Here is a 25,941-nt window from a genome sequence, read left to right as displayed (position 1 = left end):
GGAGCCGGTTTCACCGTTTCCGCGGCCTCAGCTCCCTAGGCGCTTGCGTCCCTGCGACCGCACCCGCTTGCGCTGGGACGGGTCGAGCATCATGTACCCCACGAGCGGCGCGCCGAGGACGCCGAGGATGATCAGCGCGCTCAGCCACCAGGGGAAGACGAACAGGGTCAGGAAGCCGACGACGACGCCGCCGATCACAAGCTTGGTCTGGGTCGACATCTCGCACCTCCGTTGACGGACCGCCCACTTGTAGAACGGCCGTCGGGCGACCGCTGTTCCACGATATGTCGCGAGTCCGCCCGAGCGCCATGGCAGATGCGCCCCGGTCGGGTGCGCTTCGGTCAGATGCGCAGGGAGAGCTGGCCGCCGCCGAGGGTGCGCAGGACCTCCGCGTGCAGCCTGCCGTTCGTGCACACGACGCTGCCGCCGTCCGGCCCGGGCACGCCCGACAGGTCGGTGAACATGCCGCCGGCCTCCTCCACGATGACCTGGAGGGCGGCGAGGTCCCACAGGGAAACCTCGGGCTCGGTGGAGATGTCGATCGCCCCCTCGGCGACCATCATGTGCGACCAGAAGTCGCCGAACGCCCGCGTCCGCCACACCGAGCGGGTCAGATCGAGGAACCGGGGCAGCCGGTCCTGCTCCTCCCAGCCGCTCAGGCTGGAGAACGACAGGGAGGCGTCCGACAGCTCGCCCACCGACGAGACGTTCATACGGGTGGCGCGGGTGAGGCTGCGGCCCGTCCAGGAGCCGCCGCCGCGCGCCGCCCACCAGCGGCGGTTCAGCGCGGGCGCCGACACCACCCCGACGACGATCTCGTCGTTCTCCATCAGCGCGATCAGCGTGGCCCACACCGGGACGCCGCGCACGAAGTTCTTGGTCGCGTCGATCGGGTCGATGATCCAGCAGCGGTTGCCGTATCCGGTCCTGCCGTACTCCTCGCCGAGCACCGCGTCGCGCGGGCGGGCCCGCTTGAGCGTGCCGCGGATCTGCTCCTCCACGCTGCGGTCGGCGTCGCTGACCGGCGTCAGGTCCGGCTTGGTCTCGACGTCGAGGTCGAGGGCGCGGAAGCGCTTGGTCGTGATGTCGTCGGCCCCGTCCGCCAGCACATGCGCGAGACGCAGGTCATCGGAATAGCCCGCCACGGCGAGCCACGCTACCCTGATCACCGCCTGTCCCGACACACGTACCCGGGCCGTTCCGGCTTTTCGGTCGGCCGGGCCCACCCCCGGCGCGGCGCGGTGTCCCGCCTCCGGGCGCGGGGGGTGGCAGCATGGGGGCCATGGCGCACGATCTCCCCGAGTGGGTGGCCGAGCTGACCGATCCCCGCCGGGCAGAGACGCTCGACGAGCTCGCCGACCGCCTCGTCCCCCTGGCCGAGCACGCCATCGACGTCTCCCGTCGATTGCAGGCGCAGCTCAACGAGCTCAACGACCCCTTCAAACGCGAGGCGCTGTACGGGCGGGTGGAGCGCCTCAAGGCCCGCGTCGGCGAGGCCATGGAGGAGATCACCGCGGAGATCGCCAAGTCCGGGGAGGAGCGCATCGAGCGGGTCTGGGCCGACTGGACGGACCGCGCGGGCCCCGCCGGGAACGGCGCCGAGGGGCGGGAGATGCGGCGCCGGCTCGACCGCGACGTCGTCCCGGCGCTGTCCCGGCAGCAGGAGGACGTCGCCGAGCGCGTCGCCGAGCGCACCTCCAAGGCCCTGGAGGAGGCGACGCAGCTGCTGCTCACCCGGGTGGAGGAGCTGGCCAAGGCGGTCACCGACCTGATCCACGACGTGCTTCCGCTGGCCCGCGAGGGCCTGACGCTCGCCAGCCGGATCTCGGCCCTGTCCGGCCACGCCCGCAAGGCGGGCCGGGGGCCGGTCCCGGTCGAGCTGAAGGACGCCGGGGCCGAGACGTCCCGGGCGTTCGACGAGGCCGTCGCGCGGCTGGAGCTGGAGTGGTCGGCGCTCGGTGCCCGTGCCGCGACCGTCCGGGCGGCGCTGCGGGGCGCCGAGGAGGCCGCGTTCAGCCAGGTCACCGAGGAGATGACCCGCTGCGTGGAGGAACTCGCGCCCCGGCATGTGCAGGCGCTGAACGAGGCCGAGGCCAAGGCGCGCAGCCTTTTCGAGGAGTCGCGCGGCTAGACGGCCTGCGGGAAGCGGAACAGCCGTCCGGGGTCGTGGGCCGCCTTCACCTTCCTGAGCCGGTCCAGGTTGGGGCCGTAGTAGGCGTGCGCCCAGTCCTTCAGGTCGGCGTCGGTGTAGTTCACGTAGGCGGCGCCGCCCAGATGGGGCTCCATCGCGGCGTGCGTCGCCGACAGCCAGGCGTCGTCGGGCGCGAGGTACTGGACGCAGAACAGCCCCTTGCGGTGCGGGAAGGCGGTGTCGCCCGGCCCCACGCGCGCGATCGCGGCGCCCATCGCGTCCATGAGCACCGACCGGTTCCGGACGTCGTTGCCCCTGTCGAACCGGTCGAGCAGAGCGCTGATCGCGTCGTCGGGCAGCGGCCTGTAGGCGATGTGCGACTTCCCCGAGTACTCGGTGCGGGGGAAGGCGCCCCCGGGACGCAGCCCGGGCAGGGCGCCCTGCCCGTGGCACTGCTCGATCGACTGCCCGGCGCAGCCGCCCATGAAGGTCATCGCGTCCATGTAGGGACGGCTCCGGGCGGTGGTCGAGGCGGGATCCGTACCGATCGCGGCCGTCAGGCGTTCCCTGTGGCCGTCCGCGCCGGCGAGCGCGAGGCCCGTCACCTCGATGCCGGGGGCGCCCTCGTCCGGGCCGGTGTCGAGGTGCAGGCTCGTCCAGACCTCGCCGGGGGCCTCCGGGGCCCAGCGCTGCCAGCCGCGCACCACGTCGGCCGCCTTCCGCCAGGGCCAGCGCATGCTGAACGGTGTCACGTCACCGACGTCGTGCGTCCGGAACGTGAACGACACCGCCACGCCGAAGTTGCCGCCGCCCCCGCCCCGGCACGCCCAGAACAGGTCCGGGTTCTGCTGCGCGTCGCAGGTCAGGAGCCGTCCGTCCGCCGTGACGACCTGGACCGCCTCCAGGGCGTCGCACGACAGCCCGTACGCGCGGGACGTCACGCCCAGCCCGCCGCCCAGGGTCAGCCCCGCCACGCCGACCGTGGGGCAGCTCCCGGACGGGACGCTCACACCGTCGCCGGCGAGCTTGTCGTAGAGGTCGATCAGCCGGGTCCCGGCCCCGACGGCCGCGCGGTCGCCGTCGCGCCTCACGGCGTCCATGGGGGAGACGTCGATCACGAGGCCGGTGCCCGTCGACCAGCCCGCGTAGCTGTGCCCGCCGCACCGCACCGCCACCGGCATCCGCTTCAGCGTGGCGAACGCCACGCATTCCGCGACGTCCTGCGGGGTCTCGCAATAGGCGACGCCCGCCGGGCGGACACGGTCGTAGCGCGGGATGTAGAGGCGCCTCGCCTCCCTGTAGGACGCGTCGGACGGGCGGACCAGCTTCCCGTCCAGGCCGCGTTCCAGGGCGTTCCAGTCGGCGGGCCCGGTCGGCTTCGGCGGCGGGGGCCGGCGCTTCCGCGGGGGCGGCCGCTCCTCGGAGCACCCGGCGACGCCGAGCCCGCCGAGTCCGCCGAGGGCCGCCGCCTTGAGCATCGCTCGCCGCTCCATGCGGCCATTGTCGCGCTTGATCACCCTTTGGCGGGCGGAATCCGCGGTGGCGCGGGCTATTCGGGCTCGCCCTCGCGGGCGGCGAGGAGGCGGCGCAGGGAGTCCAGGCGCGCCCGGCTGGCGTGGCCCTCCTCGACCCAGGCGTCCAGGCCGCAGTCGTCCTGAAGGTGGTCGCAGCGGGGCGGGCAGCGTTCGGCGGCGCCCTCGGCGAGGTCGTCGAACGCGCCGAGCACGTTCGCCGGGACGACGTGCGCGAGGCCGAAGCTGCGCACGCCCGGGGTGTCGATGATCCAGCCGTCGCCGCCGGGCAGCTCCAGCGCGAGCGCCGAGGAGGAGGTGTGCCGGCCCCGGCCGGTGACGGCGTTGACGTGGCTCACCGCGCGTTCGGCGTCCGGGACCAGGGCGTTCACCAGCGTCGACTTGCCGACGCCGGAGTGGCCCACGAGCACGCTGGTGCGGCCTGCGAGGTGGCCGCGCAGCTCGTCGAGGTCGCTGCCGCGCTCGGTCACGACGTAGGGGACGCCGAGCGGCGCGTACTCGGCGACCAGGGTGTCGGGGGAGGCGAGGTCGGCCTTGGTGAGGCAGAGCAGGGGGGCCATGCCGGCGTCGTAGGCGGCGACGAGCTGCCGGTCGATCATGCGGGGGCGCGGCTCGGGGTCGGCCAGCGCCGTCACGATCACGAGGTTGTCGGCGTTCGCGACGATGATCCGCTCGAACGGGTCGGTGTCGTCGGCGGTGCGGCGCAGCGCGGAGGTGCGCGGCTCGACCCGGACGATCCGGGCGAGGGTGTCCTGGGCGCCGGTCACGTCCCCGACGAGCGCGACGCGGTCGCCCACGACGACGCCCTTGCGGCCGAGTTCGCGGGCCCGCATCGCGGTGACGGCGCGCTCGTCGGCGGTGCCGGGGTCGGCCAGGCACCGGTACCTGCCGCGGTCCACCGCGGTCACGAGCCCGGGCGAGGCGTCATCGTGCGCCGGACGGCGGCGGGTGCGCGGCCGCGACCCGCGGCGCCCGGGCCGCACCCGGACGTCGTCCTCGTCGTAGTCGTGTTTTCGTGCCAGTGGTCCGGTCCCCTGCTGTCAGGCGGGCGCCAGCATCGACGCCCACTGCCGGGTGAAGTTCGGAAGAGTCTTGCCGACGGTGCCCGGATTCTCCACTTCGATGCCGGGAACGGCCAATCCGAGCAGCGCCGCCGCCATCACCATCCGGTGATCGTCGTAGGTGCGGAAGACGCCGCCGCGCAGCGGGCGCGGGCGGATCTCCAGCCCGTCCGGCAGCTCCCGGGCGTCGCCGCCCAGCCCGTTGATCTCGGCGACCAGCGCGGCGAGCCGGTCGGTCTCGTGGCCGCGCAGGTGCGCGATGCCCGTCAGCCGGGACGGCGAGCCGGCCAGCGCGGCGAGGGCCGCGAGCACCGGCGTCAGCTCCCCGACCTCGTGCAGGTCGGCGTCCAGTCCGCCGAAGCCGTCCCCGCCGCGCACGGTCAGGCCGTCCGGCCCGCGGGTCACCTCGGCGCCCATCGCGGCGAGCAGCCCGCGCAGGGCGTCGCCGGGCTGGGTCGTCTCGGCCGGCCAGTCCGGGACGGTGACACGGCCCCCGGTGACCAGCGCCGCGCCGAGGAACTGCGCCGCGTTCGACAGGTCCGGCTCGATCACCACCTCGCCGCCGCGCAGTGGGCCGGGCGCCACGCGCCAGACGTTGTGCCGCGTCTCGACCTCGGCGCCCGCCGCGCGCAGCATCTGGACGGTCATCGCCAGGTGCGGCGCCGAGGGCACCGGCGGCCCCTCGTGCCGCACCTCCACGCCCTTGTCGAACCGCGGGGCCGCCAGCAGCAGCCCCGACACCAGCTGGGACGACGCCGACGCGTCGATCGTCACCCCGCCCCCGGCCACCGAGCCCGAGCCCCGGACGGTGAACGGGAGCGCGTCGCGGCCTCCGTCGTCGATGCCGGCGCCGAGGGCCCGCAGCGCCGCGATGATGGGGCCCATCGGCCGCTCGCGGGCGCGCGGGTCGCCGTCGACGGACACCTCGCCGGAGGCCAGTGCGGCGACCGGTGGCAGGAACCGCATCACCGTTCCGGCCAGCCCGACGTCGACGCGGGCCGGGCCCTCCAGGCGCCGCGGCAGCACCTGCCAGTCGGTGGAGTCCTCTCCGATGCCCGCTCCGAGCGCGCGGAGGGCGTCGGCCATCAGCTCGGTGTCGCGGCTGTGCAGCGGCCGCGTGATGCAGGTGGGCGCCTCCGCGAGCGCGGCCAGGATCAGCGCCCGGTTGGTCATCGACTTCGAGCCGGGCAGCGGCACGGTGGCGTCCACCGGGGCATGGGCGACCGGGGCGGACCAGTGCGGAGAGGACATGCCCCAAGGTTATCGGGCCGCCGGCCGCGGGCGCGGGACGACCGGAGCACCGTTCAATGGTCAGAGTGGGTGCGGAGCGGTCAGAGAGGGATCCTCAGGAGCGTTCCGCCGCCGTCCAGGCGGACCTCGAAGTGGCCGATCTGCTGGCGGCTGAGGCCGGTCCCGCCCTGCATGACGAGGGGCTTGGGCTGGCCCGGGACGCCGTAGCCCTTGTCGGGCACGCTCCATCCCGCGACGACGCTGCGCTCGCCGGTCCGCGACACCGCCTCCAGGTGGCACTTCAGCGGCCCCCGGATGCCGCGCAACTCCAGCCCGACCTGCGTGCCCCAGCCCTTGTCGACCAGCGCGACGGTGCCGGACGCGCCCGTGCCCGCGTTCGCCGCGTGGAACCTCTGGCCGGTGAGGGACTGCGCCACCGGTGGCTTCGGGGCCGGGGCCTCGTCGTCCACGGCCGTGCCGATGCCGATGCCCGCGGCCAGCGCGGCGGCCGCGGCGGCCGCGCCGGCGAGGTACGCGCCGCGCCGGAACCGCTGATCGGCCCGCCGCCTGCGCCGCATCATGTCGATCACCGGCGCCGGGGGCGCGGACGGCTCGCCGGCGCCCTCCCGGCCCGCCCCGTCCGGGATCGGCCCGGCCGCGGGCGACAGCCCGGACAGGGCTCCGGCCGCTCCGGACAGCTCCCCCAGCTCGGCCTGGCACGACCCGCATCCCCGCAGATGCGCCTCGAACGCCAGCCGGTCGCCCTCCTCGAGAAGGCCCAGCGCGTACGCGCCGACATCGGTGTGCTCGACCTGGGAACTCATGACGTCACCCCCCTCTCCTCCAAGGCGACCCGCAAGGCGCGCAACGCGTAGTACACGCGGGACTTGACCGTCCCCACCGGGATGCCGAGGTACTCGGCGGCCTGGTTCACCGTCCGGTCGCGCAGCACCGTCTCCGTCAGCGCCTGCCGGTGCGCGGGAGAGAGCGACTCCAGCGCCTCGGTCACCACGACCTTGCGCAGCAGCGCGTCCATCTCGTCCGCCATCGGGAGGTTCTCCAGGGGCCCGTCGCCGACCTCCGGCGGCCTGACCTCGCGCTGCCGCCGGTTGTCGATCACGATACGCCGGGAGACCGTGGCCAGCCACGGCATCAGCGAGGACGTCCGGTCGTCGAGCCGGTCCGCGCTGCGCCATGCCCGGATCATGGTCTCCTGCACCACGTCCTCGGCCCACGGGCGGTCGCCGCCCGTCAGCCGCAGGACGAACGCGAGGAGGGGCCGATGGTACTCGCGGTACAGCTCGGCTGCCATCTCCTCGTCGGCCGCGTCCTGCGCGGCCCGCGCCGCGCCGGGGCGGCGGAGCAGGCTCCGCAGGCCGCCACCGGGGCGGCCGGTCGATCCGGGAACTGCCATGGCCGGGGGGTCTCCGTCATGATGGAAGGGCGGTCATCTGGCAGTACGGGACCGCCCGGCGTTCGGTTCAACGTTCTTGAGACTCCTTTAAGGTTCTCTTCGGGAAGTCAGCGTTTGACCGCGTGCAGGGCCTTGCCCGCCTGCGCGGCCGTTCCCGCCTTGACCGTCCGGCCGGCCTTGGCGGCCTTCGCCGCCTGCGTCGCGGTCCCGGCCTTGACGGCCTGCCCCGCCCGCGCGGCCTTGCCCGGCTTGGAGGCGCGGCCGAGCTTGAACGCGCTCCCCGCCGCTATGGCGCCCTTGAGCGTGCCGCCGGCCCTGCCGCCCGCCTTGCCCCTGGCCTTACCGGCCTTCTCGGCCGCCTTGCCGGCCATGAGGGCGCCGCCCGCACCGGCGCTCTTGAGCGCCCCGCCGGCCTTGCGGGCCGCCTTGCCGCCGGCCTTTCCGCCGGCCTTTCCGGCCTTGAGCGCGCCGCCGGCCGCCCCGGCGGCCGTGAGCGCGCCGCCCGTCTTGCCGCTCGCCCTGCCCAGCCGGAACATGCCGCCGGACTTGGCGGTCTTGGCGCGCCTGGTCGCCCTGGCGGCCTGCTTGGCGGCCTTGCGCCCGCCCTCGGCGCGGGCGACGCGCACCTGGCGGGACGCCTCCCGGCGCGCCTCCCGCAGCGTCGCGGCGGCCTCGCGGCGCATCGCCTTGGCCTCCGCGCCGCTCCTGATCTGCGTCTCCCGCACGGCGCGGCGCAGCTCGGCCGTGCGCGGCGCGCGGCGCGGCTCGGCCGCCACCATCAGCAGCGCGCCGAACATGCCGGCGTTCTTCAGCAGGTGGGAGCGCTCGTTGGCGCGGCGCTCGGGGTCTTCCTCGGTCCAGTAGCGGTGCTCGGTCGCCAGCGCGGGGACGAGCTGGGCGGCGAGCACCAGCGTCGTGAGCCGCCGGAACTTCCCGGTCAGCAGCAGCGCGCCGGTGCCGAGGCTGAGCGCGCCCTGCATGCGAACGAGGGTCTCGGGGTCCTTCGGCAGCCAGTCGATCCGGTCGGCGACCGGCTTGACGGCCGGGCCGACCCGCTCGGCGCGTTCGCGCGGATCGCGGAGGGTCTCCAGGCCGGTCATGATGTACGGCGCCGCCACGAACGGGCGGGCCAGGGTCGTGAAGGGTCGCATGACCCGCTACATGCCCAGCGCGCCGCGCCTCATGCGCGGCAGGATGGGACCCATGTGCGGACGCTATGCCACCACCCGTGCGCGGCAGGAGCTGCTGGACGAGTTCCAGGTGCAGCTCGACGCGGTCGACGGGGACATCCAGGCCGACTACAACGTCGCCCCCACCAAGCAGGTCCCGGTCGTGCTCGACCGGCGGCCGAAGGACGAGCCCGACGAGGCGCCCGCGGTGCGCCAGTTGCGGACGGTGCGGTGGGGGCTCGTGCCGTCCTGGGCCAAGGACCTGTCCATCGGGTCGCGCATGATCAACGCGCGGGCCGAGACGGTGCACGAGAAGCCGTCCTACCGCCGGGCGTTCGCGAGGCGGCGCTGCCTGCTGCCCGCCGACGGCTACTTCGAGTGGTACACGCTCCAGGACCAGGGCGACGGGCCCGACCCGGCCGAGGGCGAGAAGAAGGCGAAGAAGAAGCCGCTGAAACAGCCCTATTTCATCCGTCCCCAGGACGGCGCCGTCATGGCGATGGCGGGTCTTTACGAGTTGTGGAAGTCGCCCGAGGACGAGTGGGTGTGGACCTGCACCGTCATCACCACGGACGCGCCGGACGACCTCGGCCGCATCCACGACCGGATGCCGATGGTCGTCGAACCGGACCGGTGGGACGCCTGGCTCGACCCCGCGCTCACCGACACCGAGCAGGTGCGCGGCCTCCTCGTTCCCGCCATGGCCGGGACAATGGACGCCTACCCGGTGTCGAAGGCCGTCAACAACGTGCGGAACAACGGCCCGGAACTCATAGAGCCGGCGAGTTCCGGGGATGGTTCCGGCGACAATTCCGAAGGGCTGTTCTGACCGGGGTCTCCCCGGGTGGGCCATCGCCATTGTGCAGGGGGAGGGTCCGGGCGCGACAATTCCGCCGCGGACGGCGGGGCGGGGGCGGCTTCAGCGCCGCCGGGCGCTGGCCAGCAGGTGGATGCCGAGCGACTCGTCGGTCTGGCGTGCGCCCATCTCCGTGCGGACGAGGCGCTGCAGCGCCCGCGGGGACTCGCCGAGGACGTGCTCGACCGTCGAGGGGGACAGCACCGTCCGCGGCCGGATCCACTCGACCTCCAGACCGGCGTCGGCGAGCAGTTCGCGGAGCTGGTGAGAGGAGAACGAGCGGGTGATCGTCCCGTCCGGCCAGGGCACGAGGACGACCTCGGCGCTCGGGACGTCCGACAGGTGCGCCCAGTAGTTGCGCTCGGCCAGCAGCGCCATGCCGAGGGTGAGGGAGTCGACGCACAGCAGGACCCGGCCGCCGGGACGCAGCACGCGGGCGATCTCGGAGATGGTGGCCTCGGTGGCCAGGTGCCGCGACAGCACGCGGTTCTCGGCGATCACGGCGTCCATGCAGGAGTCGCCGAGGTAGGAGAGGGTGCCCGAGTCGGCGACCAGCGGGACCGTGCGCGCGGCCCGTACCGCGCCGCCGGGGCGTCCCTGCGCCGGACGGCCCGGGCGTTCGGGGTCGCGCACCTCCAGCACCGTGTGCCCCGCCGCGGCGGCGCGGGCGGCGCTGTGTCCCTGGCCTCCCGAGATGTCGAGCACGCGGGACGGCCTGCGCGGCAGCCACCGGGTGAGCTGGGCGTCCGCCACCGCCTCGTAGAAGGTCCAGTAGCGCGCCAGGGAGTCCCCTGACCCGTCACCGGAGGTGTCCCGCAGGCTGGCGATGGTGGGCTCGGAAGGTCGCGCCGAAGGCACCGAGTGCACCAATTGCTCCTGTTCTAGCCGTGTATGTCACATCGTTCCCCGTCCGGGGCCGGTCATCACCCTGAGTGAGGGATGGGACCCGGCGACCCGGTTGCGGCGCGCCCGCCCCCGCCCGGGAATCGGCGGGGGCGTTCCGGTGTTGCACCCTCTCACAGGCCAGCGAAAGCGGAGGTGCGAGCCGGATGACCACAGCCGTCGCCGATCAGCAGCGGAGAGCCGGCACGGCGGCGTCCCGCGGCGACGCGCGGGCCCCCGCCCGCGTCGGCGGACCGCGCGGACCGATATCGTCTGAGGGGTCGATATCGTCTGAGGGGTACGGCGCCGCCCGGCCGGTCCAGGCCACGGGCGCCAGAGCCGAGGGGGTGGGTCAGGTACCGGGCACCGCGGAGACCGTGGAGCAGCGCCAGGAGCGCTTCCAGCGCGACGTGCTCCCGTTCTTGGACCAGCTGTATTCGGCCGCGCTGCGCATGACGCGCAACCCGGCCGACGCCGAGGACCTCGTCCAGGAGACGTTCGCCAAGGCGTTCGCGTCCTTCCACCAGTTCAAGGAGGGGACGAACCTCAAGGCCTGGCTCTACCGCATCCTGACCAACACGTTCATCAACTCCTACCGCAAGCGGCAGCGCCAGCCGCAGCAGGCGGCCACCGACGACATCGAGGACTGGCAGATCGCGCGTGCCGAGTCGCACACGTCGAGCGGTCTGAAGTCGGCCGAGGCCGAGGCGCTGGAGCACCTGCCCGACTCCGACGTCAAGCGCGCGCTGCAGGACCTCCCCGAGGAGTTCCGCATCGCCGTCTACCTCGCCGACGTCGAGGGATTCGCCTACAAGGAGATCGCCGAGATCATGGGCACGCCCATCGGCACGGTGATGTCCCGGTTGCACCGCGGCCGGCGCCAGCTGCGCGGCATGCTTGAGGACTACGCCGACGAGCGCGGGCTCACCCGCGCGAGCAGGGGGTCGACATGAGCTGCGGCAACCACCACGACACGCCCTGCGACGAGGTGCTCGCCCGCGTGTACACCTACCTCGACGGCGAGCTCGACCAGGGCGGCTGCGGAGAGGTGCGCCAGCACCTCGACGAGTGCGGGCCGTGCCTGCGCGAGTACGGCCTCGAAGAGGCCGTCAAGAAGCTCGTGAACAAGTCGTGCGGGTGCGAGCAGGCCCCGACCGACCTGCGCGCCAAGGTGCTCGGCCGCATCGAGGAGATCTGCGGCGAGATCCAGACGGCCGGGGCCGGTGAGGTCCAGGCGTCCGGGGGCGCCGGAAAGCCCGAGAGCGCCTGACCGCCGGTATCTTTCCGGTGTGCTGACACTCGTCACCGGCGCGGCCGGATTCATCGGGTCCCATCTCGTCGACAGGCTCCTCGCGGACGGCCACGAGGTCGTCGGCGTGGACGACGGGTCGTCGGGCGCGAACGTCCGGCCCGGGGTCGAGCTGTGGGAGATGGACGTCGCCGACCCGGCGCTCGCCGAGCGGGCGGCGGTCCGCCGCCCCGAGGTGGTCCTCCACCTCGCCGCGCAGGTGAGCGTGAGGGTCAGCGTGGGCGACCCGCTGGGCGACGCCCGCACCAACGTGGTCGGGACGGCCAACGTCCTGGAGGCCGCGCGGGCGGCGGGCGCGCGCAAGGTCGTGTTCACCTCCAGCTGCGCCGTGTACGGGGTACCGGACGCGCTGCCCGTCCCGCCGGACGCCGAGCTGCGCCCCGCGTCGCCGTACGCGGCCTCGAAGGTCGCGGGCGAGGTGTACGCCGGGATGTACCGGCAGTTGCACGGGATCGACTTCACGACGCTGACGCTGGCGAACGTCTACGGGCCGCGGCAGACGCCGGAGGGCGAGGCGGGGGTCGTCTCGATCTTCACGGACGCGCTGCTGTCGGGCCGTCCGACCAAGGTCTTCGGCGACGGCTCCCAGACCCGCGACTACGTCTACGTGGGGGACGTGGTCGACGCGTTCGCCCGCGCCGCGGGGGAGGCGGGCGGCGGGCTGCGGCTCAACGTGGGCACCGGCCTGCAGACGACCGACCGCGAGCTGCACTCGCTCGTCGCCGCGGCGGCGGGCGCGCCGGACGACCCGGAGTTCGCGCCGCCCCGGCTGGGCGACCTGCCGGCGATGGCGATCGAGCCGCGGCGGACGCGGGAGGCGCTCGGCTGGGAGCCGGCGGTGAGTCTGCCCGAAGGGCTTGCGGAGACGGTCGCCTGGGCGCGGGAACGGAACACCGCGCGCCACTGATTGGTCCCCTCTCCTTTAAGTTCTAGGGCCGCGTTTCACCGACCTTTACCGAATGCCGAGATGCATTTGCGGATGCACGTGCATTCAGATCGTGCAGCGAGATTGTGCAGGCGGTTTGTGCAAGCCGGATAGTGCGGCGATGATTGGATTTTCAACCAGGACAATTGATCACCTAAGGTGACGATTGGTTCACGCTTTGCTTACGTTTTCCTGCACGCCTGTGTGACCTGGGCAGTTCGCGTTAGGCTTATGCCGAAATCAGTGACGGAGCGCGTGCACTCCGAGGAATTCGGGGTACGTGCTCGCCCGGGAGACCGGGGCCGAACCGGTCCCGGTGGCCGGCCGCGAGGCCGGTCGGCCCGGTTCGGCTGGGGGGAGGCAAGGAGCCATGCTCAAGCGCGTGACACCGCATGGACACGGGCGGCGCCCGAGCGTCCCGTCGTCGTCGTCGCTGATGATGACCAAGGGCGTGTCCTGGGTCTAGGTGCCGGCAGGCACATGGGAGCCCGGTGGCGGCCTGCCAACTCGTCACTCCCCGAGGGGCGGCAATGCGTGGACTACCTCTCGCTGCCTGGGCGTACGTCTGCGGTGTGGTCGCGCTGGCGGCGGGCCTCATCGCGACGTCGTCCTTCGAAGATCTCGACTGGTCGAAGCTCGCCGTCCTGGCGCTGCTGTTCCTGATCTGCGACTCGGCGCCCGCGCGGCTGAACATCACGCGGGCCAGGGTGTCGCTCAGCTTCGCCGCCAGCCTGGCGTCGGTGGTGCTGCTCGGCCCGGTCGGCGCCGCGCTGCTCGGCCTCTGCGCCCTGGTCACCGGGCAGCGGATCTTCGCTCCGGTCAAGCGGCTCTTCAACGGCGCGCAGTTCGCGCTCAGCGGCTTCATGGCCGGGACGGTGTTCGACCTCCTGGACGGTGACCGCTTCCACCCCGAGAAGGCCCGCTGGGTCGAGAACGTCATCGGGCCGTTCCTCGGCGCGCTGGTCGCCTTCGTCCTGGTGAACCTGATGCTGATGGCCGGGGTGCTGCTGCTCAGCCGGCAGGCCTCGCCGCGCGAGCTGCTGCGCGAGAGCGGGCAGCTCGCCGTCGGATGCCTCGGCTACGGCATGGTCGGCCTGCTGATCGCCGGGCTGTGGCCGCGGGTCGGGCCGTTCGCGGCCGTGCTCGTTCTGCTCCCGCTGTTCATCGCCCGCTGGGCCATGGACCAGGCGTACGCGCAGCAGCAGGCGCACGCCGCGACGCTCGCCGCGCTGTGCCAGGCGGTCGAGACCAAGGACTTCTACACCCGCGGCCATTCCGAGCGCGTCTCCCGCGGCTCGGTGATGATCGCCCAGGAGATCGGGATGCGCGCGGACCGGGTCGAGGCCATCCGGTACGCGGGGATGCTGCACGACGTCGGCAAGCTCGGCGTCCCGACCAAGGTGCTGCAGAAGTCCGGTTCGCTCACCGAGGAGGAGTTCGCCGCGATCCAGCTGCACCCGATGCGCGGGCTGGAGATCGTCCGCGAGATCGGCTTCCTGGACGAGGCGCTCGCCGGCATCATGCACCACCACGAGAAGATGAACGGCCGCGGCTACCCGATGGGCCTCGCGGGCGATGAGATCCCCGAGTTCGCCCGGGTCATCTCCGTCGCGGACGCGTTCGACTCGATGACCTCGACCCGCTCCTACCGCGCCGCCCGCACCAAGGACGAGGCCGTCGAGGAGTTGCGCCGCGGGATCGGCGACCACTTCGACCCCGCGATGGTGGAGGCGTTCCTGCGTGCGCTGGAGCGGGAGGGCTGGGAGCCGCCGCGGCCGGTCGTGCTCCCCGACGACGACGTCGTCGAGACCACCCAGCAGGACCACGACGACCCCAGCGCGCCGCTGCGCGTCGCCGGCGGCGACGAGGTGCGCCAGACGGGACGTCCATGAACGGGGAGGCCCGCGCCCGCGACCGGGCCGCGTGGCAGACCATCGACTCCGGCCAGCTGCTGCTGATCGCCACCGCCGGGCTTTTCGTGATCGTCGCGATCGCCGAGGTCGCGGCGGTCGGGCTGCGCCAGCCCGACGTGGCGATCATCTTCGGCGTGCTGATCGCGCTGGGCGAGCTGTTCCGCATGGTGATGCCGGGCAACCGGGAGGTCGCGCCGATCGCCAGCGCCGGCGCGATGGGGTACGCGCTGCTGGTCGGGCTCGGCCCGGAGGGCGCCGCCCCGGACGCGCCGCTCGGCGTCGTGGCCGCCGGGCACTCCGCGCTCCAGGTCGTCGCCGTCACCGCCGGCGGGATGCTGGTCGGCTCGCTGCCGCACATCGCGGTCGGCCGGTCCCCGCGGCCCGACGCGATGGCGCGGCGGCTGTTCACCGTCGCGGTCGTCGCGCTGTGCTTCCGGCCGCTGCTGTCCCTGCAACTGCCCTGGCAGCTGCTGCTGGCCGTCATGTGCTTCGTGGTGGTGCTGTCCTGCTTCACCGACATGCTGATCGCCGCGATGATCCGCGCGGAGGCCGTGCGGGCCCGGTTCGGCATCGCGCTGCGCGACGAGATCGACGCGAAGATGGCGCTGTGCGCCGCGACCAGCGCGACCGCCATGCTCATCGCGGTCGCCACGACGGCGATGGGCGAGGCCGCGCTGCTGATCTTCACGGTGCCGATCCTGGTGACGCAGTTCGCGTTCCGCCGCTACGCCGGGATCCGCGCCACCTACCTGCAGACGGTCCGGGCGCTGTCGCGCGTCACCGAGGTCGGCGGCTACGTGGAGGCGGGGCACTCGCACCGGGTGTCCAAGCTCGCGGTGGCGATGGGGCGCGAGCTCGGGATGTCGGAGGAGGAGCTGCTCGAACTGGAGTACGCCGCCCTCATGCACGACATCGGGCAGCTGTCGCTCGGCGACCCGATCCCGGGCGGCGCGACGGTGCTGGCGTCCCCGGCCGAGCAGCGCCGCATCGCCGAGCTCGGCGCCGAGGTGATCAAGCAGACCGGGGTCCTGGACCGGGTCGCGAACATCGTCCAGCTGTCGTCGCACCCCTACCGGACGGGACGCGAGCCTTCCGGCGACGCCGGGGAGCGGCCGATCCCGCCGCCGCTCGCCGGCCGCATCATCAAGGTCGCCAACGCCTACGACGACCTGGTCGGCGACTCCGCCGACCGCGACCGGGGCGCCGCCGTGCTGGAGCGGCTGCGGCTGGACTCGGCCTCCGAGTACGACCCGACGGTGGTGGAGGCGCTCAGCCGGGTCGTCGACCGGGGGCCCCGCCAGTAGCGCCCGCGGGCCGCCGCGACGGCGAGGGTGACGGCGGCGGCCGCCGTCCAGAGCAGCAGGGCGCCGAGGTGCTGGTCGTTCAGCGGTGACGCGCCCCAGCGGCGGCCGAGGTGCTCGTACCAGCCGCCGAGGACGGACCCGTCCCGCATCAGGGCGAGCCCGGCGATGGCGTGGAGCGGCAGGAGGGCGAACGGCATCAGCGTCCCGGTCGTCCCGTGGAAGTAGGCGAGCCCGACGACCAGGAAGACGACCAGGGCCAGCGAGTGCAGGGCGTGGTTGGCGAGGGACGCCCCGAACAGCGGCGACCTGGGGAACGCGTAGAGGCCGAGCAGGAGCAGCGCGGACGCGGCGGCCGGGTCCGTGAGCACCCGGACCCCCCGGCTCCCGGCGGCCGCGGCGAGCAGCGCCCCGCCCTCACCGCGCATCGCCTTCAGCGCCAGCCGGAGAGGCGCCCCGTACAGCAGCAGGACCGGTGCCACCAGGCCGACCAGGACGTGCTGGACGGCATGGACGCTGAACAGGACCATGCTGTACCGGGAGATCCCGCCGCAGGTGGCGAGCAGCACGACGAGCAGCCCGGCGGTCCAGGACAGGCTGCGCCGCCACGGCCAGTCGCGGACTCGCGCGACGCCCGTTCCGTACAGGACGGCGCCGCCGGCGACGAGCACGAGGAACAGCGGGTCGATCCACCGGTCGAGCAGGAGCGGCCCGGCCCCGGCGGGACCGGGCAGCGGGAACCCGAGCCGCAGTGCGACGACGTCCAGCGTGCCCGGCGCGACCTCCGGCGGCGGCGTGCGGGACAGCCCGGTCGCCAGCGCCGTCGTCGCGGCCATCACGAGGATCTCGACGGCGCCGAGCCGCAGGAAGGGCCGCCGGCCCCTCCCGCCGCGCAGGGCGGGGAGGGTGGCGCGGCGGTGCCACCAGCCGATCGCGCCGAGGACGGCGAGCGCGGCGGCCTTCGCGACGACCAGTGCCCCGTACCGCGACCCGAGGTGGAGACCGCCGAGCCGCACCCACGCGTTCACGGCGCCGCTGGCGGCGACGACGGCGAACGACGCCAGCGCCAGCCCGCTGTAGCGCTCGGCGACGCGGGGGAGCCGGTCGCCGACGGCCGGGGCGAGCGTGACCAGGGCGACCAGGCCGCCGACCCACAGCGCGACGCCCGCGATGTGGGCGACGAGGCTGTAGACGGCGAGGGCGTGGTTCGCGCCGCTCGCGGCGTGCCCGGTGAACAGCGGCGGCAGCATCCCGGCGAGCGCGCCCGCCAGCAGGTACCCGGCCCCGTCGACGGCGCGCGGGAGGCTCGCCGCCACCGACACGGCGACCGTGGCGGCGAGGACGAGGAACAGGGCCCGCCCCTGCGGCAGCTCGACGAGGAACGTCCGCAGCATGTCGCCGGTGACCTTGGTGACGCCCACCCCGAACAGGTCCAGGACGGTGAACACGATCAGCGCCAGCGTGCACGCCGCCCAGGCCGTCGCGGTGAGCGACGCGGCGCGCAGGCACCGTCGCGCGGCGGGCGTGCGGGGCACGAACACGGCCGCGACCAGCAGCCACCCGACCGTCAGGACGGCGGCGACGTTGCCGCCCAGCCGCGCCGTCATCAGGCCGGACTTGGTCAGTGCCCCGGCCTGGGAGAGCCCCGGCGCCGCGGTGTCGCTGAACGCGCCCCCGAGTCGCACGACCAGCGCGAGGACGACGAGCGCGATCGCTCCGGCTCCGATCGCGAGCATCGGTACGTCCGTCCGGGCCGATTCCCGCCGTTCCCCTTGGTGCATCGCCGTCGCCTCGTGTGTCGCCACGGCCGCAAATACGCACGCATCCAAGCAAAAGGTTCATTAATGTATCGGCCACACCGAATTCCGGGGGAGCGAGATGAGCGCCTCAGAGCAGGGCAACAGTTATCTGGACAAGGTCGTCGCCCAGCAGGCGGTGCTGGAGGACGACCTGAAGGCCAGGCGCTCCCCGCCGCCGCCTCCCGGGGCGCCCGGCGCGGTTCCGGCGCCGGGGCCGCTGGCCAAGCGCGACCGCGCGCTCGGCGCGGCGCCCGCCGACCGTCCCGGCCCGGGGCCGGTGGACGTGCGGATCAGCGGGTTCTGGCGGTGGAAGAACGTGCTCGTCCCGCCGAACGCGTTCGTCGTGCACACCCGGCGGGGGCGCGACGAGCCGCTGCACATCGGCCTCGGGGTGTCGTTCCGGTTCAACCCGTCCACCGACTCCTTCCTCGTGGTGCCGGGCGCGACGCAGACGATCCTGATCAACGCGTACTGCATCTGCCGGGAGCTTCAGGGCGTGCTCGTCCAGGGCTACGTCCAGTGGATCATCCAGGACTTCGGTACCGCCTACCGCAAGCTCGACTTCGGCGGCGACGACCCGATGCGGCTGGTGAACCTCCAGCTCCGCGAGCAGGCCGAGGCGGCGATCAAGGACAAGGTCGCCACGATGGGGGTGCGCGACGTCCTCAGCGACAAGCAGCCGATCATCGAGGAGCTGACGGCCCGGCTGCGCGCGGTCGCCGAGGGTGAGGACAACAGCGACCAGGGGCTCGGCCTGCGGATCGTCACGGTGCAGATCAAGGAGGCCGTGGTCAGCTCCTCGCGGCTCTGGGAGAACCTGCAGAAGCCCTACCGGGCCGAGCAGGGGCAGATCGCGCGGCTGGCCGAGCTGGAGGCCGAGGAGGCCGTCGCGCAGCGGGAGATGACCGCCGCGCGGGTCAAGGAGACGCAGCGGCTGGAGCACGAGCGCGAGCTCGCCGAGCTGCGCGCCCGCAACGAGTCGCAGCTGTTCGACACCGAGGCGGTCGAGAAGCTGCGCCGCACCCGGCGCGAGCACGACGACTCCCGCGAGTTCGCCGAGCTCCAGACCGAGACCACGCGGCACGCGCTGCGGATGGAGCGCGAGCGGCACGAGGAGGAGGCCGAGACGGGGCGGCTGCGCATCGAGCGCGACCACGAGCTGGCCCGGCTGCGCGCCGAGGGCGAGCTGGCCCTCGCCGACCTGCGGGCCCGGTCGCGGCACGAGCAGGCGCTGCTCGACCTGGAGCGGGACGCCGCCCGCGCCGCGCTGGAGAACGAGCGGACGCCCGCGGCCGTCCAGGCGCGGCTCATCGGGGCGCTGCCGGAGATCATGGCCAAGCTGCCCAAGCCGGACGAGCTGCGCACCGTCACCGTCAACGGCGGCGACCAGACCGGCGTGGCCGGCCTGGTCACGCAGCTCGCCGCCGTCGTCGGCGCGCTGCGCGCCGCTACGGAAGGGCCTGGTCCGGCGGGAAGGTGACCGGGAGGGCGGTGAGGGCCCGGTGGAACGGGCCCGGCCGCCATTCCAGGTGCTCCTCGGGGACGGCCAGCTCCACGTCGGGGATCCGGTCGAGGAGCTTCTCGATCGCGACGGACGCGATGAGCCGGGAGTGGCCCCTCGCCGGGCAGGTGTGCGGGCCGCCCGCGTAGGACAGGTGGGCGCGGTTGCCCCGGCGGTCGGCGATTCCCCGGGACGGGTCGGTGTTCGCGGCGGCGTAGCTGACCAGGACGGGCTGGTGGGCGGGCAGCCGGTACCCGTGGAAGTCGATGTCCTGGCGGGGGAACGTCGTCCCGTAGTTGGCCATCGGCGGGTCGGTCCAGAGGATCTCGTCGAGCGCGTCCTCGACGGGCAGGGCGCCGCCGGACAGGTCGCCGCCGAACCGGTCGTCGGAGAGCAGCAGCAGGATGCCGTTGGCGATGAGGTTCTGCTCCGGCTCGGTGCCGGCCCCCATCAGCAGCGTGACCTGGTGGGCCATCTCCAGGTCGTCGAGCCCGGCGGGGTGGCTCATCATCCAGGACGTCACGTCCGCGCCCGGCCTGGCGCGCTTGCTCGCCACCAGCTCGCCGGTCGCCTCCGCGAGCAGCGCGTTGCCCTGCTCGGCCGAGACGGTGTCGAAGATGGCGCTCATGCCGCGCACGAGCTTGTCGCCGATCTCGGGAGGGCAGCCGAGGATCTCGTTGAACACCAGCAGCGGCAGCGTGCGGGCGTACTGGCCGAGGAGGTCGGCCTTGCCGTCGCCGGTGAACCGGTCGATGAGGACGTCGGCGCTGCGCTCGACGTTCTCGCGCAGCGACACCGGGTCGACCCGGTCCAGGCTGTCGACGATCACCGACCGCAGGCGGGCGTGCACGGTGCCGTTGGTGAACAGGGCGTTCGGCCGCGACATCATCATCGGCAGCACCGGGCACTCGGGGCCGACCGCCTCCTCCCACACCTCGCTGCAGCGCGGGAACGTGGCAGGGTCGCGCAGGATCTCCAGGGCGGCGTCGTAGCCGAGGACGAGCGTCGCCGGCACGCCCGGCGCCAGCTCGACGGGCGCGAAGTCGCCGTGCTCGCGCATCCGCGCGTAGGCGCCCTGCGGGTCCTTGGCGAACTCCGGGCCGTACAGCGGGACGCGCTCGGGCGCGGTGCGGTCGATGGTCATGGCTGCTCCCCGTCCAGGGTGAGGAGGTGGTCGACGAGCGAGATGAGCGCCTCGGTGGACGAGGTGCGGTCACGGGCGTCGCAGCTGACGAGCGGGGTCGACGGCGTCAGGTCGAGGGCCTCGCGGACCTCGGCCTCGGGGAAGCGCGGCGCCCCCTCGAAGTGGTTGACGGCGACCGCGTACGGCAGGCCCTGCTTCTCCACGATGTCCATGACGGCGAACGACTCCTGGAGGCGGGCGGTGTCCACCAGGATCAGCGCGCCGAGGGCGCCGCGCGCGAGGTCGTCCCACAGCCGGGTGAAGCGCTGCTGCCCCGGCGCCCCGAACAGGTACAGCACGAGGTCGTCGCTGAGGGTGAGGCGGCCGAAGTCCATCGCGACGGTCGTGGTCGTCTTGTCCTTGATGCCGGCGAGGTCGTCCACGGACGCCCCGGCCTGCGTCATCCGCTCCTCGGTCCGCAGCGGGCGGATCTCCGAGAGCGTCCCGACGTAGGTGGTCTTGCCGACGGCGAAGTGCCCCACGATGAGGATCTTCACGGCGGTCCGGACGCTCTCGCGCAGGTAGGGGGTGTCAGAGGCGAGCGCGGAGTCCATCGAGCACCTCCTGAAGGAGCCGGGCCTTGGACTGCTGGGCGGCGGGCGCGGCGGCCCGGGTGGTGAGGTGCCCGCTGTCGACGAGGTCGGACAGCAGCACCTTGGTGAGCCCGACGGGCAGGCTCAGATGACCGGAGATCTCGACGACCGACAGCGCGCCGCCGCGGCACAGCTCGACGATGCGCGCCTTCTCCGGGGACAGGCCGGTGCGCGGCAGGTCGCCGGTCGCGGTCACGAGGGTGACGAGGTCGAACACGTTGCGGGTGGGGTGGGCCCGCCCGCCGGTGACGACGTGCGGGCGGACCAGCGCCCGCCTGCTGCGGCGCGGGGTCATGCGGGACGGCCCGCGCCCGGCCGCGGCGGGGTGGTCAACTCCTTGCCCAGCCGCTGCACGAGTTCCTGGAGCCGGAACGACACGGTCTCCATGTCGACGTGCTGCGTCGCCGACACCGCCAGGTAGGCGCCGGGGCCGGCGGCGACGAGGAAGACGTACCCGTCGTCGAACTCGTTCACCGTCTGCCGCCAGGTCGTGCCGGAGTCCCCGCAGAACTCGGCGGTGCTGCGGGCGAGCGACTGCAGGCCCGCCATGCCCGCGGCCTGCCGCTCCGCCTCGTCCCGGCCGATCCGTTCGGAGTGCGCCATGAGCAGCCCGTCGGCCGACAGCAGGATCGCGTAGCGCGTCTCCGGCATGCGCAGCGCGTCGTCCAGCATCCAGCCGAGCCGGTTCGTACCGTCGTCCATCGCGCCGTTCCATCCCTCGTTCATGGCCGCAGGTCCTTGCTCTCGATGCCGGGGCCCTCGCCGTCGGACGGCGTCGAGGCGCGGCCGGACCGCGTCCCGCGCTGCCAGGCGCCGAGGCCGGCGGCGGTCTCCCGGGCCGGCCTGAGCGGCGGGGGCTGCGCCCCCGCGTCCGGCGCGGCGGGCGGCTCCTCGTCCTCGGCGGGACGTTCGGCGACCGCCACGCGGGTGCGCTTGGGCAGCCCGCCCGGGGTGGCGGGGACGTCCGCCGCGGCGGCGGGCGCGGGGCTCTCCACGGCCGGACGGGACGCGGCGGACGGGTCGGGTGCCCGCTCGCCCGGGACGTCGGTGAGCAGGGCGGACGGCACGAACACGACGGCCCGCACGCCGCCGTAGGGGGAGCGGGTGTCGACCGACACCCGGAAGCCGTACCGCGCGGCGAGGACGCCCGCCACCGCGAACCCGACGCGGGGCGGGTCGCCGAGCCGGTGGATGTCGACCGAGGCGTCGCCGGACAGCAGATCGGCGGCGCGCTGCAGCTCCTCGGCGTCCATCGCGACCCCGGCGTCGTCGATCATGATCGCGACGCCGTTGTGCGTGGACTGGAAGTTGACCTCGACGGTGGTGTCGGGGCGCGAGTGCCGCGCCGCGTTGTCCAGCAGCTCGGCCAGGGTCAGCACGATCGGCTCCACGGCCCGGCTGGTCACCGCGGTGTTCACCGGTCCCTGCATGTTGACCCGCAGGTAGTCGCGGATGCGGGAGGTCGCGCCGCGCACCACGTCGCTCATCGACGACGCCGAGCGCTGCTGGCCCGGCCACGACCCGCACAGCACGGCGGTGGCCTGGGCGCGCCGCCCGAGCTGGGCGTTCATGTGGTCGACGCGGAGCAGGCCCTCCAGCACGTCCGGGTCGTCGTGGCGCTCCTGCATGTCGGAGATGGCGAGCTGCTGCTCGTTGGCGAGGCTCTGGACGGCGCGCATCATCGCCCGCAGCGTCGACTTGGCCGACAGGTCGGCCCGCTCCCGGACGCGCGCGGCGGACCCGGCGAACAGCTCGGTGACGGTCCGCAGCGCCTGCCCGTAGGCGGGCGCCTCGCGTTCCAGGTCGTGCAGCGGACCGGTGACGCGCACGCCGGGGTTGTGCAGGGACTCCATGAGCTCGGGCAGCCGGACGTCCGCGAGATGCCGCAGCTCCTTCTCGCGCAGGTCGAGCCCGCGGGCCAGGACGGCGTTCTGCGCGCGCAGGTCGCCGGTCTCCCGCCGCTGGCGTACCAGCAGGGCGGCGGCCGCGATGCCGGCGCCCGCCACGACGACGAACGCCGCCGCCAAGAGGAATTGCTCCATCAGATCCTCGGTGCAGGGTCTTCGGCGAGGTCGGCCGGGCCGGGGTGCTCGGGCACCCGGCGGACCGCCTCATGGCTGGTGGGGGACGGCGCGGATACGCCGCGGTTTCGGCACCGTAGGACGGGTGAGCGGGGGCGCGCTTGTGGTCGCGCGCAGAGAACTTGCCGCCGGGCGCATTGCAAGATCACCCACCGTCTGAATCACGTTACTTTCCGATGGATTCGCCTGATTCATTGGCGGCGGCCGTACTACGCTCGCCCGCAAGTGATCTAGGGCGGCGGGGGGCGGAGGAGCCTGCGGTGGACGACGTGCTCGGCGGGCCGCCCGGGCCGCGCGGCGCCGAGTACCGGCTCGTGCTGTACCTGTCGGACCAGGCGGACTACGTCCGCACCCCGGGGCAGGCGCGCCGCGACCGCGGCTACCGGTTCCTGCTCCCGCTGCACGGCGAGATGCTCATGGTGCAGGACGGCCGCGAGGCGCGGCTGCGTCCGGGCACCGGCGGCCTCATCGCGCCCGCGGCGCCGTTCCGGGTCGTCCAGCCGCGCCCGGCCCGCGCGCTGGTCATGACCATCCCGGCGCGCGAGATGGACGGCCGGCTGTGCGGTCCGGCCCTCCCGGTGACCGGCCTCGACCTGTCCGCCGGCCTCGGCCGCGTCGTCGCCGACATGGTGCGGGCCGTCGGCGAGGAGCGGCGCAGCCTCAGCGGGCCGCAGTTCGACGCCGCCTGCGAACGGATCACCGAGCTGCTGTGCCTGCTGCTCGCCGGGGACGAGCGACCGCCCGCGCCCGGCCACCTCGCCGAGGTGGAGGCGGTCGTGCGCCGCTACGTCCGCGAGCACGCCACCGACCCCGGGCTCACCGGCGCCGCGATGGCGCAGGACCTCGGCTGGTCGCTGCGGCAGGTGCAGCTCGCGCTCCAGCGCGCCGGGACCACGCCCCGCGAGCTGATCCGCGAGGAGCGGCTCCGGCTCGTCCGCGACCGGCTGCGCAACCCCCTCGACCGGAACGTCACCATCACCGACCTCGCGCACGCCACAGGGTTCTCCTCCGCCAGCGCGCTCAGCCACGCGTTCCGGCAGCGCTTCGGCGTCAGCCCGCGCGAGCTGCGCCGGCACGGCGCGTCCACCTGACCGCCTGCCCCGGCGACCGGGTACAGGCGATCCGGCACGGATTTCCACTCTGCCCGGACCCATCCCGGGTTACGATGCGGCGGAGATCAGCGGACGGGGCGTAGACGGTCAGGAGCGCGCTCGTGGACCTCGGCCCCCACCACCTCAGGATGATCGAGGCGATCGCCGCGACCGGCAGCATCAGCAAGGCGGCCGCGCGGCTCGGTCTCACCCAGCCCGCCGTCAGCACCATGCTGCGCCGGGTCGAGGGCCACCTCGGCGTGCAGCTGTTCGTCCGCTCCCCGGAGGGCGTCAGGCCGACGCCGGTCGGCGCCGAGGTCGCCACCCGCGCCCGGGCCGCGCTGGCCGGCATCGACGACCTGAACGCCGCGCTCGCGCACCGGCTCAGCGAGCCCGCGGCCATGCCGCTGCTGCGGGTCGGGGTGCAGGCGTGCCCGGCGCTCACGCGGCTCAGCGACCATCTCGGCTCCCTGTCCCCGGAGTCGCGGCTGCATCTGCGCGTCGACCCCGGCGGGGGGCGCATCCCCGCGCTGCTCGGCTCCGGCACCCTCGACATCGGGCTGTTCCAGGAGCCCGTCGGCCATCCGCCGCGGCCGAGCGACGGCCTGGAGCGGCTCGTGCTCGTCGAGTGCGAGCCGGCGCTCGTCGGGATGTCCTGCTCCAGCCCGCTCGCCGCCGGCGCGACCGTCGACCTGGCCGACCTCGCCGACCACGACTGGATCGACGACCCGCTCGACGACGGCCCCTGGCCCGCGTACCTGCGCGGCGCGTGCGCCGAGGCGGGGTTCCGGCCGCAGGTCAGGTACTGGGCGACGGACTGGCAGATCTCGGCCTCGCTCATCCGGTCCGGGCGCGCCGTCGGCATCTACCAGCCGACCGCCGCCCCCCGCGACGGGGTCGCGTTCCGCCGGATCACCGGTGACCCGCTCGGCCAGCGGGTCGTCCTGATGTGGCGGCCCGAGGCCGGGCGGGCGGCGGCCCGGCTGCGCGGCGTCTTCGACGACGTCTACCTGGACCTCGTCCGGGCCCAGCGCGTCTACGGCGACTGGTGGGACGAGCATCCCGAGGCGCACCCGGCGCTGCCCGTCCCCGCAGGCCCGGCGGCGGGCGCGGGGACGGGCGCCGGTGCGGGTCCCGGGGAGGGGGGCGGTTCCCGGAACCCGCGGGAGGGCGGCTAGTGGCCGCCCTGGCGGCGGCGCCGCACGAGGGCGGCACCCGCGGCGGTCACCGCGCCGCCCGCACCCAGTGCCAGCAGAGCGGGCGCCGGGCCCCTGTCCGGCGCCGGATCGCTGACGCCGGTCGCGGGCGAGAAGCCGCCGAGCCTCCCGGACCGCTGGTAGGCGGTGCCCGGAAGTTTGTCGGCGTACCGGGAGCGCACGAGCCTCCGGTACGCCGCCACCGTGACGCCGGACCTGCCGACCGACGACGCGGCGGTGTCGTTGAGCGCGGTGACCCGGCCGTCCTTCAGCCGGTACCACGCGTGGATCTGCGGCTCGGTGAACACCGTGCCGCCCTGCGCCCGCGCCGGGTAGACCGCCTCCTGCGACCCGGAGATGACATTCATGACCTGCCAGCTCGCACCGGTCCTGGTCAGCCACACCGTCGCGTGCTGCCCGCTCGCCGACGCCGCGCCGACCGCCATGTAGGCGAAGGTCGCGACGGGCGCGCCGCCGTCCCCCTTCACGAACGCCGGGTTCAGCGAGTGGACGCGCTGGACGGCCCCTTCCAGTCGCGGGGCCTTGGCCTGCGCGGCGGCCTTGGGCACGGCCTGGTTCACCAGCTGCCCGCGCTGGTGCTGGTCGAGGTGGACGAAGAACTCGCCGAGGCGCTGCTGCGCGGCGGGGGACGAGGCGGCCTTCGCGGCGGCGGCCTCGTCGGAGGACGGACCGGCGGCCGGCGCCGCGGTGCCGCCCATCAGGACCGTCCCGCCGATCAGGGCTCCGGCCGCGACTCTCGCAGTCGTGCGCATG

General features: G+C 74.0%; 25 protein-coding genes and 1 pseudogene. 10 read left to right on the top strand and 16 right to left on the bottom strand.

Annotation, left to right across the window (positions count from 1 at the left end):
• Nucleotides 1-27 precede the first annotated feature (27 nt).
• Nucleotides 28-219 (bottom strand): hypothetical protein, encoded by a 192-nt coding sequence (locus AB0H37_RS28750; protein WP_179833075.1) that lies wholly within the window; start codon nt 217-219, stop codon nt 28-30.
• A gap of 122 nt (nt 220-341) precedes the next feature.
• Entirely contained in the window at nt 342-1,145 is an 804-nt protein-coding gene (hisN, locus tag AB0H37_RS28745) for a histidinol-phosphatase (protein WP_329094419.1), read from the bottom strand.
• Between the two features lie 137 nt (nt 1,146-1,282).
• Between hisN and AB0H37_RS28740 the strand changes: the two genes are divergently transcribed.
• Nucleotides 1,283-2,131: a hypothetical protein gene (locus AB0H37_RS28740; RefSeq protein WP_360616370.1), complete on the top strand. Its 849-nt coding sequence runs from the start codon at nt 1,283-1,285 to the stop codon at nt 2,129-2,131.
• Here AB0H37_RS28740 and AB0H37_RS28735 read toward each other — a convergent pair.
• From AB0H37_RS28735 to AB0H37_RS28710, 6 genes are all read right to left on the bottom strand, one after another.
• A complete protein-coding gene (locus tag AB0H37_RS28735; RefSeq protein ID WP_360616369.1) occupies nt 2,128-3,624 on the bottom strand; it encodes an FAD-binding oxidoreductase in 1,497 nt (498 codons plus the stop codon). The genes AB0H37_RS28740 and AB0H37_RS28735 overlap by 4 nt on opposite strands.
• 56 nt (nt 3,625-3,680) lie before the next feature.
• Nucleotides 3,681-4,646, bottom strand: coding sequence for a ribosome small subunit-dependent GTPase A (gene rsgA / locus AB0H37_RS28730; RefSeq protein ID WP_329094416.1), 966 nt, complete (start codon nt 4,644-4,646; stop codon nt 3,681-3,683).
• Nucleotides 4,647-4,703: 57 nt separating this feature from the next.
• Nucleotides 4,704-5,975: a 3-phosphoshikimate 1-carboxyvinyltransferase gene (gene aroA / locus AB0H37_RS28725; RefSeq protein ID WP_329094415.1), complete on the bottom strand. Its 1,272-nt coding sequence runs from the start codon at nt 5,973-5,975 to the stop codon at nt 4,704-4,706.
• 80 nt (nt 5,976-6,055) lie between these two features.
• A complete protein-coding gene (locus AB0H37_RS28720; RefSeq protein WP_329094414.1) occupies nt 6,056-6,778 on the bottom strand; it encodes a zf-HC2 domain-containing protein in 723 nt (240 codons plus the stop codon).
• Complete coding sequence (locus tag AB0H37_RS28715; protein ID WP_218935678.1) at nt 6,775-7,266, bottom strand: sigma-70 family RNA polymerase sigma factor; 492 nt, start codon at nt 7,264-7,266, stop codon at nt 6,775-6,777. Before AB0H37_RS28715 ends, AB0H37_RS28720 begins: the two co-directional genes overlap by 4 nt.
• A gap of 209 nt (nt 7,267-7,475) precedes the next feature.
• Nucleotides 7,476-8,519, bottom strand: a complete 1,044-nt coding sequence (locus tag AB0H37_RS28710) for a DoxX family membrane protein (protein ID WP_360616368.1) — start codon at nt 8,517-8,519, stop codon at nt 7,476-7,478.
• Between the two features lie 52 nt (nt 8,520-8,571).
• Between AB0H37_RS28710 and AB0H37_RS28705 the strand changes: the two genes are divergently transcribed.
• Nucleotides 8,572-9,366 carry an SOS response-associated peptidase gene (locus tag AB0H37_RS28705; RefSeq protein WP_329094412.1) on the top strand — a complete coding sequence of 265 codons (795 nt, stop codon included), beginning with the start codon at nt 8,572-8,574 and terminating at the stop codon, nt 9,364-9,366.
• A 90-nt stretch (nt 9,367-9,456) separates the two neighbouring features.
• Here AB0H37_RS28705 and AB0H37_RS28700 read toward each other — a convergent pair whose 3' ends face one another.
• Nucleotides 9,457-10,260, bottom strand: a complete 804-nt coding sequence (locus AB0H37_RS28700; RefSeq protein ID WP_329094411.1) for a methyltransferase domain-containing protein — start codon at nt 10,258-10,260, stop codon at nt 9,457-9,459.
• Between the two features lie 362 nt (nt 10,261-10,622).
• Here AB0H37_RS28700 and AB0H37_RS28695 point away from each other — a divergent pair, with 362 nt between their 5' ends.
• The 5 genes from AB0H37_RS28695 to AB0H37_RS28675 all read left to right on the top strand — a co-directional run bounded on the left by AB0H37_RS28695 (nt 10,623) and on the right by AB0H37_RS28675 (nt 15,726).
• Nucleotides 10,623-11,228: a sigma-70 family RNA polymerase sigma factor gene (locus AB0H37_RS28695; protein WP_179833082.1), complete on the top strand. Its 606-nt coding sequence runs from the start codon at nt 10,623-10,625 to the stop codon at nt 11,226-11,228.
• The gene (rsrA, locus tag AB0H37_RS28690) at nt 11,225-11,545 is read left to right on the top strand and encodes a mycothiol system anti-sigma-R factor (protein ID WP_329094410.1); all 321 of its coding nucleotides are present in this window, start codon (nt 11,225-11,227) and stop codon (nt 11,543-11,545) included. Before AB0H37_RS28695 ends, rsrA begins: the two co-directional genes overlap by 4 nt.
• 19 nt (nt 11,546-11,564) lie before the next feature.
• On the top strand, nt 11,565-12,491 hold the full coding sequence (locus tag AB0H37_RS28685) for an NAD-dependent epimerase/dehydratase family protein (RefSeq protein WP_329094409.1): 927 nt from the start codon (nt 11,565-11,567) through the stop codon (nt 12,489-12,491).
• Nucleotides 12,492-13,039: 548 nt separating this feature from the next.
• Nucleotides 13,040-14,401: an HD-GYP domain-containing protein gene (locus AB0H37_RS28680; protein WP_179833085.1), complete on the top strand. Its 1,362-nt coding sequence runs from the start codon at nt 13,040-13,042 to the stop codon at nt 14,399-14,401.
• Nucleotides 14,398-15,726 (top strand): HD domain-containing phosphohydrolase, encoded by a 1,329-nt coding sequence (locus tag AB0H37_RS28675; RefSeq protein ID WP_360616367.1) that lies wholly within the window; start codon nt 14,398-14,400, stop codon nt 15,724-15,726. The genes AB0H37_RS28680 and AB0H37_RS28675 overlap by 4 nt, the downstream gene beginning before the upstream one ends.
• Before the next feature lie 53 nt (nt 15,727-15,779).
• Here the strand turns inward: AB0H37_RS28675 and AB0H37_RS28670 are convergent.
• A pseudogene (locus AB0H37_RS28670) lies at nt 15,780-16,973 on the bottom strand (bifunctional copper resistance protein CopD/cytochrome c oxidase assembly protein); the annotation flags it as partial.
• 628 nt (nt 16,974-17,601) lie between these two features.
• Here AB0H37_RS28670 and AB0H37_RS28665 point away from each other — a divergent pair.
• Complete coding sequence (locus AB0H37_RS28665) at nt 17,602-19,002, top strand: SPFH domain-containing protein (protein WP_329094407.1); 1,401 nt, start codon at nt 17,602-17,604, stop codon at nt 19,000-19,002.
• Here AB0H37_RS28665 and AB0H37_RS28660 read toward each other — a convergent pair.
• The 5 genes from AB0H37_RS28660 to AB0H37_RS28640 are packed head-to-tail and all read right to left on the bottom strand — an operon-like array spanning nt 18,971 to nt 22,841.
• Nucleotides 18,971-20,167, bottom strand: coding sequence for a cytochrome P450 (locus AB0H37_RS28660; protein WP_329094406.1), 1,197 nt, complete (start codon nt 20,165-20,167; stop codon nt 18,971-18,973). The genes AB0H37_RS28665 and AB0H37_RS28660 overlap by 32 nt on opposite strands.
• Nucleotides 20,164-20,760 carry an ATP/GTP-binding protein gene (locus AB0H37_RS28655; protein WP_179833089.1) on the bottom strand — a complete coding sequence of 199 codons (597 nt, stop codon included), beginning with the start codon at nt 20,758-20,760 and terminating at the stop codon, nt 20,164-20,166. The genes AB0H37_RS28660 and AB0H37_RS28655 overlap by 4 nt, the downstream gene beginning before the upstream one ends.
• Nucleotides 20,738-21,094, bottom strand: coding sequence for a DUF742 domain-containing protein (locus AB0H37_RS28650; protein WP_089314386.1), 357 nt, complete (start codon nt 21,092-21,094; stop codon nt 20,738-20,740). The genes AB0H37_RS28655 and AB0H37_RS28650 overlap by 23 nt, the downstream gene beginning before the upstream one ends.
• Nucleotides 21,091-21,525: a roadblock/LC7 domain-containing protein gene (locus tag AB0H37_RS28645; protein WP_229810489.1), complete on the bottom strand. Its 435-nt coding sequence runs from the start codon at nt 21,523-21,525 to the stop codon at nt 21,091-21,093. The genes AB0H37_RS28650 and AB0H37_RS28645 overlap by 4 nt, the downstream gene beginning before the upstream one ends.
• A complete protein-coding gene (locus AB0H37_RS28640; protein ID WP_179833090.1) occupies nt 21,522-22,841 on the bottom strand; it encodes an ATP-binding protein in 1,320 nt (439 codons plus the stop codon). Before AB0H37_RS28640 ends, AB0H37_RS28645 begins: the two co-directional genes overlap by 4 nt.
• 299 nt (nt 22,842-23,140) lie before the next feature.
• Between AB0H37_RS28640 and AB0H37_RS28635 the strand changes: the two genes are divergently transcribed.
• Together AB0H37_RS28635 and AB0H37_RS28630 are read left to right on the top strand one after the other, a co-directional pair.
• Complete coding sequence (locus AB0H37_RS28635; protein ID WP_360616366.1) at nt 23,141-23,971, top strand: AraC family transcriptional regulator; 831 nt, start codon at nt 23,141-23,143, stop codon at nt 23,969-23,971.
• Between the two features lie 122 nt (nt 23,972-24,093).
• Nucleotides 24,094-25,149 (top strand): LysR family transcriptional regulator, encoded by a 1,056-nt coding sequence (locus tag AB0H37_RS28630; protein ID WP_360616365.1) that lies wholly within the window; start codon nt 24,094-24,096, stop codon nt 25,147-25,149.
• On the opposite strand, the gene AB0H37_RS28625 is transcribed toward AB0H37_RS28630, so the two are convergent.
• Nucleotides 25,146-25,940: a hypothetical protein gene (locus AB0H37_RS28625; RefSeq protein WP_360616364.1), complete on the bottom strand. Its 795-nt coding sequence runs from the start codon at nt 25,938-25,940 to the stop codon at nt 25,146-25,148. The genes AB0H37_RS28630 and AB0H37_RS28625 overlap by 4 nt on opposite strands.
• Between the last annotated feature and the right edge of the window lies 1 nt (nt 25,941).

It is taken from the genome of Actinomadura sp. NPDC023710, assembly GCF_040639875.1.
GTDB classification, from domain to species: domain Bacteria; phylum Actinomycetota; class Actinomycetes; order Streptosporangiales; family Streptosporangiaceae; genus Spirillospora; species Spirillospora citrea.
The sequence above is the reverse complement of the archived record's forward strand: the minus strand, read 5'-3'. Positions and strand labels throughout refer to the sequence as shown.

Coding starts and splice junctions, on each gene's coding strand:
- AB0H37_RS28750 (WP_179833075.1), bottom strand. CDS start 219: ATGTCGACCCAGACCAAGCTTGTGATCGGCGGCGTCGTCGTCGGCTTC.
- AB0H37_RS28740 (WP_360616370.1), top strand. CDS start 1,283: ATGGCGCACGATCTCCCCGAGTGGGTGGCCGAGCTGACCGATCCCCGC.
- AB0H37_RS28735 (WP_360616369.1), bottom strand. CDS start 3,624: ATGGAGCGGCGAGCGATGCTCAAGGCGGCGGCCCTCGGCGGACTCGGC.
- aroA (WP_329094415.1), bottom strand. CDS start 5,975: ATGTCCTCTCCGCACTGGTCCGCCCCGGTCGCCCATGCCCCGGTGGAC.
- AB0H37_RS28720 (WP_329094414.1), bottom strand. CDS start 6,778: ATGAGTTCCCAGGTCGAGCACACCGATGTCGGCGCGTACGCGCTGGGC.
- AB0H37_RS28715 (WP_218935678.1), bottom strand. CDS start 7,266: ATGGCAGCCGAGCTGTACCGCGAGTACCATCGGCCCCTCCTCGCGTTC.
- AB0H37_RS28710 (WP_360616368.1), bottom strand. CDS start 8,519: ATGCGACCCTTCACGACCCTGGCCCGCCCGTTCGTGGCGGCGCCGTAC.
- AB0H37_RS28705 (WP_329094412.1), top strand. CDS start 8,572: ATGTGCGGACGCTATGCCACCACCCGTGCGCGGCAGGAGCTGCTGGAC.
- rsrA (WP_329094410.1), top strand. CDS start 11,225: ATGAGCTGCGGCAACCACCACGACACGCCCTGCGACGAGGTGCTCGCC.
- AB0H37_RS28680 (WP_179833085.1), top strand. CDS start 13,040: ATGCGTGGACTACCTCTCGCTGCCTGGGCGTACGTCTGCGGTGTGGTC.
- AB0H37_RS28675 (WP_360616367.1), top strand. CDS start 14,398: ATGAACGGGGAGGCCCGCGCCCGCGACCGGGCCGCGTGGCAGACCATC.
- AB0H37_RS28665 (WP_329094407.1), top strand. CDS start 17,602: ATGAGCGCCTCAGAGCAGGGCAACAGTTATCTGGACAAGGTCGTCGCC.
- AB0H37_RS28660 (WP_329094406.1), bottom strand. CDS start 20,167: ATGACCATCGACCGCACCGCGCCCGAGCGCGTCCCGCTGTACGGCCCG.
- AB0H37_RS28655 (WP_179833089.1), bottom strand. CDS start 20,760: ATGGACTCCGCGCTCGCCTCTGACACCCCCTACCTGCGCGAGAGCGTC.
- AB0H37_RS28650 (WP_089314386.1), bottom strand. CDS start 21,094: ATGACCCCGCGCCGCAGCAGGCGGGCGCTGGTCCGCCCGCACGTCGTC.
- AB0H37_RS28645 (WP_229810489.1), bottom strand. CDS start 21,525: ATGAACGAGGGATGGAACGGCGCGATGGACGACGGTACGAACCGGCTC.
- AB0H37_RS28640 (WP_179833090.1), bottom strand. CDS start 22,841: ATGGAGCAATTCCTCTTGGCGGCGGCGTTCGTCGTCGTGGCGGGCGCC.
- AB0H37_RS28625 (WP_360616364.1), bottom strand. CDS start 25,940: ATGCGCACGACTGCGAGAGTCGCGGCCGGAGCCCTGATCGGCGGGACG.